Here is a 3,773-nt window from a genome sequence, read left to right on the forward strand (position 1 = left end):
GACGTTTGCCGTGGCGCTACTTGTGGCCTGCCTCGGCATCCGGGCGGTGTGGAGCGGAGGGGCTCCGGTCCATGAGTCTTCCACGGTCCATGAGCCTGACTCGGCGAGTTCCCTAGCAGCCGAAGGCCTGGCCTCCGGTAGGGCACGGCGTCCTGCCTCATGGATGCTCGTGGGCGGGGCGGTGGTTGTGGTGGTGGGCTTCGGCGCCGTCAACGCGCAGGCTGTCAGCAACACCGCCGTGAACGATGTGGCGGTCCTAGCGCACCGCGGAGTGCCGCACAGCGAGGTGGAGAACTCCATTGCCGGACTTGAGCATTCGGCCCAAGTCGGCGTGGACTATGTGGAGCTGGACCTGCTTGAGTCCTCCGACCAAAAGCTTGTGGTCTTCCACGACACCACTCTGCGGAGACTCGCGGGAAGTTCTGCCAGGGTTGCGGACCTCACCGCGGCGGACCTCACTGCCACTAAAATCCGCCAGAACGGCAAGACAGCTACGATTCCGTCCTTCGAGGAGTTCCTTGCCCGAGCTCAAGAACTGGACCAGAAGCTCCTGATTGAGGTCAAGACCCACGGTAGCGAAGCCCCTGGGTTCGCCGGGAGGTTTGTTGCGGCGCTCGACAAGTACGGTGCGAACAACGACCACCTCATCCAATCAAGCTCACTGACCCTCCTCAACGAGATCAGGGATCTCGACCCCGCGCTCAAGCTGGGATACGTGGTTCCCTTTGCGTTCGGCGTGATGAGCGTTCCAGAGTTCGACTTTTACGCCGTGGAGCAGGCCGTGCTGAGTCCTCGGATCATGAACCTCATTCCGCAGGACTCCCGCATGTTTGTGTGGACCGTCAACGATGCCCGGACATTACGAAACCTCGCCACGACCCCGGGTGTTGACGGCGTAATTACCTCGGAAGCGCAGATGGCGGTGACTACGCTGGAGAACCTGCGTCAACGCGAGGGGATAAGCATGAAGTTCGAGACCCAGATGCGGGCGCTGCTAGGGCTCTAGCCGTGAGCGGTGAAACTGACTGTGCCGTGCACTAGGAGGTACTAGCCAAAGGAACGCGGCGAGTCCTTCCACACTGGTTCGAGTTCATTCATGGTGCGGTGCATGATCTCGACCATGACGGACCGCGCCTCATCCGAGTTCCCCGACGCGATCGCGTGCGCAACCCGTTCGTGGCGGTCGAGCGTGGACTCCGAGGGGTGCTTGGGCATGAAGCCATGTTCGGTGCGTCCTCGGATGACCTCGGCGATTGCCGAGTCGAGGCAAGCAAACATGTCGTTCCCGCAGGCGCGGAGGATTTCACTGTGGAACTCGATGTCCAGGTCCGCAAACAGCGTTTGGTTCCCGGCGGTTCCTGCCTCCCGCATGCGGGCGGAAAGCTGGAGGAGACGCTCGGTGCGGTCCGCCGGCGCGTGACGTGCCGCGAGCGCCGCCGCCGAAGGCTCCACTGAGACGCGCAGCTCCGTGAGTGAGCGGAGTTGAGCGCCCTGCTCGTGGCTGGCCAGGCGCCAGCGAATGAGCTGCGGGTCCAGAGCGTTCCAGTGCCCCGACTCAAGAACCCGCGTGCCAACGCGCTTAACTGACTCAGTCATGCCAAGCGATTGAAGGACCCGAATAGCCTCACGGATGACGGAGCGGGAAACCCCGAACTTCTGCTCGAGGACCTCGGCCAGCATGACCGTGCCCTGCGGAATCGCGCCATCAACTATGGCACGTCCGAGCGACTGAACCACGTGATCGTGCAGGCTAGAAGACATGTCCTCAGCGTACCGGAGCAACGCCAACAATACGGAAATAAATCGGCTTTAAGAACGCAAACGGCTCGCGGTGTGGAGTGCCAGGGCGAAACCGGCCCGCCACCCACCGCACGGTGGATGACGGGCCGGAAGCATGATCGTCGAAAATCAGTTTTACGAGGCCTTCAAAGCGTCACGCAGCTTGATCTTGGCGCCGGAACGGCGCACGCCGTTCGAGTAAATCTTGGTGGTGATCGCCAGCAAAATCGGGATCGAAATGATGCCGATCGCCAGTGCAATCAAAACCTCAGGGGTGGACGCGACGCCGTAGGCGGAGCGAATCGGCATCACGATAGGCGAGGTGAACGGCACGTACGAAGCGATCGTCACCACGAGCGAATCGGGGTTGCTTGGAGCGACCGAAACACCAATCATGTAGGCCACAATCACCAGCGTCATCGGGACCGGAAGGACCGAACCGAGATCCTCCTGGCGTGAAACCAGCGCGCCAAGCGCCGCAAAGACAAGCGCGTACACGATGTAGCCAATCAGGAACCACACGAGGACCCACAAGCCCACCTTGGTGATGTCGAACGAGAAGCCATCAGTCAGCCCGAGCGCCTTGGCCGTGATGATGCCAGCCGCAACATACACGGCGACCTGGAAGATCGAGGCCAGGCCGATGCCGATGACCTTGCCGGCGAGCAGCTGCCACGGACGAACCGAGGCGAGCAGGATCTCGATGACGCGCGAGGACTTCTCCTCCACCACGCCCTGGGCCACGGCCATGCCGCCGCCGAAGATGCCGAGGTAGAGCAGGAAGCCCACGATGAAGCCGACCGCGACCTGCGAGCCGTCAACCTCTGATGGAGGGTTCAGCGCCTCCACAGCGGCAGGAGCGCTCAGGTTTTCAACAAGCTGGGTGCCCTCGTTGCCGGGAAGGTTGGCCGCCGCCTCCGAAATTGCAAGCGCATGCTTGGCGCTAGTAGCCGCACCAAGAATGGCGTCATCGGGCTTTTCGTTGACGATCAAGGAGAGGCCATCGTTATCCACGATTCCGGAATCAACGTCACCATCGGTGACGGCGGATTTGAGCGCCTCGAGGTCGCTGAACGTCTCGGTGCGGACCTCGCGACCCTGAGCCTCGAGCTGCTGCACCACTGCGTCCGACAACTGTTCGGACCCCGTGACGGAACCCAGTACGATCTCGTTTGGCCCGCCGAGGGTCTTCATGAGGATGAGGCCACCAACAATCAGGGCCGTCATGATGGCAGTCGTGATAATTGCGGACTTGGAACGTAGGTGAACACCTAGCTCGCGCTTGGCGACGAGCCAAATAGCGCCGATCGAGGACATCGGGGTGGTCTGACGGCCTGAAGCCGTGGGGAGTGAACTCGTCATGATCGTGATTACTCCTGATCGGTCTGGTCGTCGGAGGACACCGCATCGCGGAACAGGTCAGCCAGCGGCATGCGGAAACGCCCAAAGGACTCGACCACGCCCGCCGCGATGGCGGCAGAAAGGACCTGCTGTTCGGAACCAGGTACAGCGGACTCGCTCAAGAGGAATTCGGCCTGGGTGGGGGACGCTGTGATCATGCTGGCGCCCGGAACAGCGCTGATGAATGAGAAGTCCGTGGGCGAGGCCATAGAAATGCGCCAGCGGTTTCCGGCGCGAGCCTGCAACTCGTCCACGGTGCCAACGGCGACCATCTTGCCGGACTTGATGATGCCAACGCGAGTGCACAGGCGCTCCACGAGGTCGAGTTGGTGCGAAGAGAAAATGACCGGTGCACCTGCGGCCGCGCGCTCCTTCAACACATTGCTCATGACGTCAACCGCCACGGGGTCGAGGCCCGAGAACGGCTCATCGAGGACGAGGATGTCGGGCTCGTGGACCAGTGCGGCAGCGAGTTGCACGCGCTGCTGGTTACCCAGGGAAAGCGCCTGAACGATATCACCGCGGCGCGACTCAATACCCAGACGCTCGGTCCAGCGCAGCATCGAAGCCTTCGCCTCTGCAGCGGGCATGCC

4 protein-coding genes are annotated in these 3,773 nt (G+C 62.2%); 1 reads left to right on the top strand and 3 read right to left on the bottom strand.

Annotated elements, in window-relative coordinates; all coding sequences use genetic code 11:
* A partial coding sequence (locus tag HGSM_RS14665; RefSeq protein ID WP_230197545.1) for a glycerophosphodiester phosphodiesterase family protein occupies positions 1-1,006 on the top strand: 1,006 nt, incomplete at its 5' end.
* 41 nt (positions 1,007-1,047) lie between these two features.
* Here the strand turns inward: HGSM_RS14665 and HGSM_RS11830 are convergent.
* From HGSM_RS11830 to HGSM_RS14880, 3 genes are all read right to left on the bottom strand, one after another.
* On the bottom strand, positions 1,048-1,761 hold the full coding sequence (locus tag HGSM_RS11830) for a FadR/GntR family transcriptional regulator (RefSeq protein ID WP_019148980.1): 714 nt from the start codon (positions 1,759-1,761) through the stop codon (positions 1,048-1,050).
* 153 nt (positions 1,762-1,914) lie between these two features.
* Positions 1,915-3,141: an ABC transporter permease gene (locus HGSM_RS11835; RefSeq protein ID WP_019148981.1), complete on the bottom strand. Its 1,227-nt coding sequence runs from the start codon at positions 3,139-3,141 to the stop codon at positions 1,915-1,917.
* 8 nt (positions 3,142-3,149) lie between these two features.
* A partial coding sequence (locus HGSM_RS14880) for an ABC transporter ATP-binding protein (protein ID WP_019148982.1) occupies positions 3,150-3,773 on the bottom strand: 624 nt, incomplete at its 5' end.

It is taken from the genome of Timonella senegalensis JC301 (assembly GCF_000312125.1).
In the GTDB taxonomy this organism is placed as follows: Bacteria; Actinomycetota; Actinomycetes; order Actinomycetales; family Cellulomonadaceae; genus Timonella; species Timonella senegalensis.

Bases quoted from the DNA above. Each gene is read 5' to 3' on its own strand.
- HGSM_RS11830 (WP_019148980.1), bottom strand. From the start codon at position 1,761: ATGTCTTCTAGCCTGCACGATCACGTGGTTCAGTCGCTCGGACGTGCC.
- HGSM_RS11835 (WP_019148981.1), bottom strand. From the start codon at position 3,141: ATGACGAGTTCACTCCCCACGGCTTCAGGCCGTCAGACCACCCCGATG.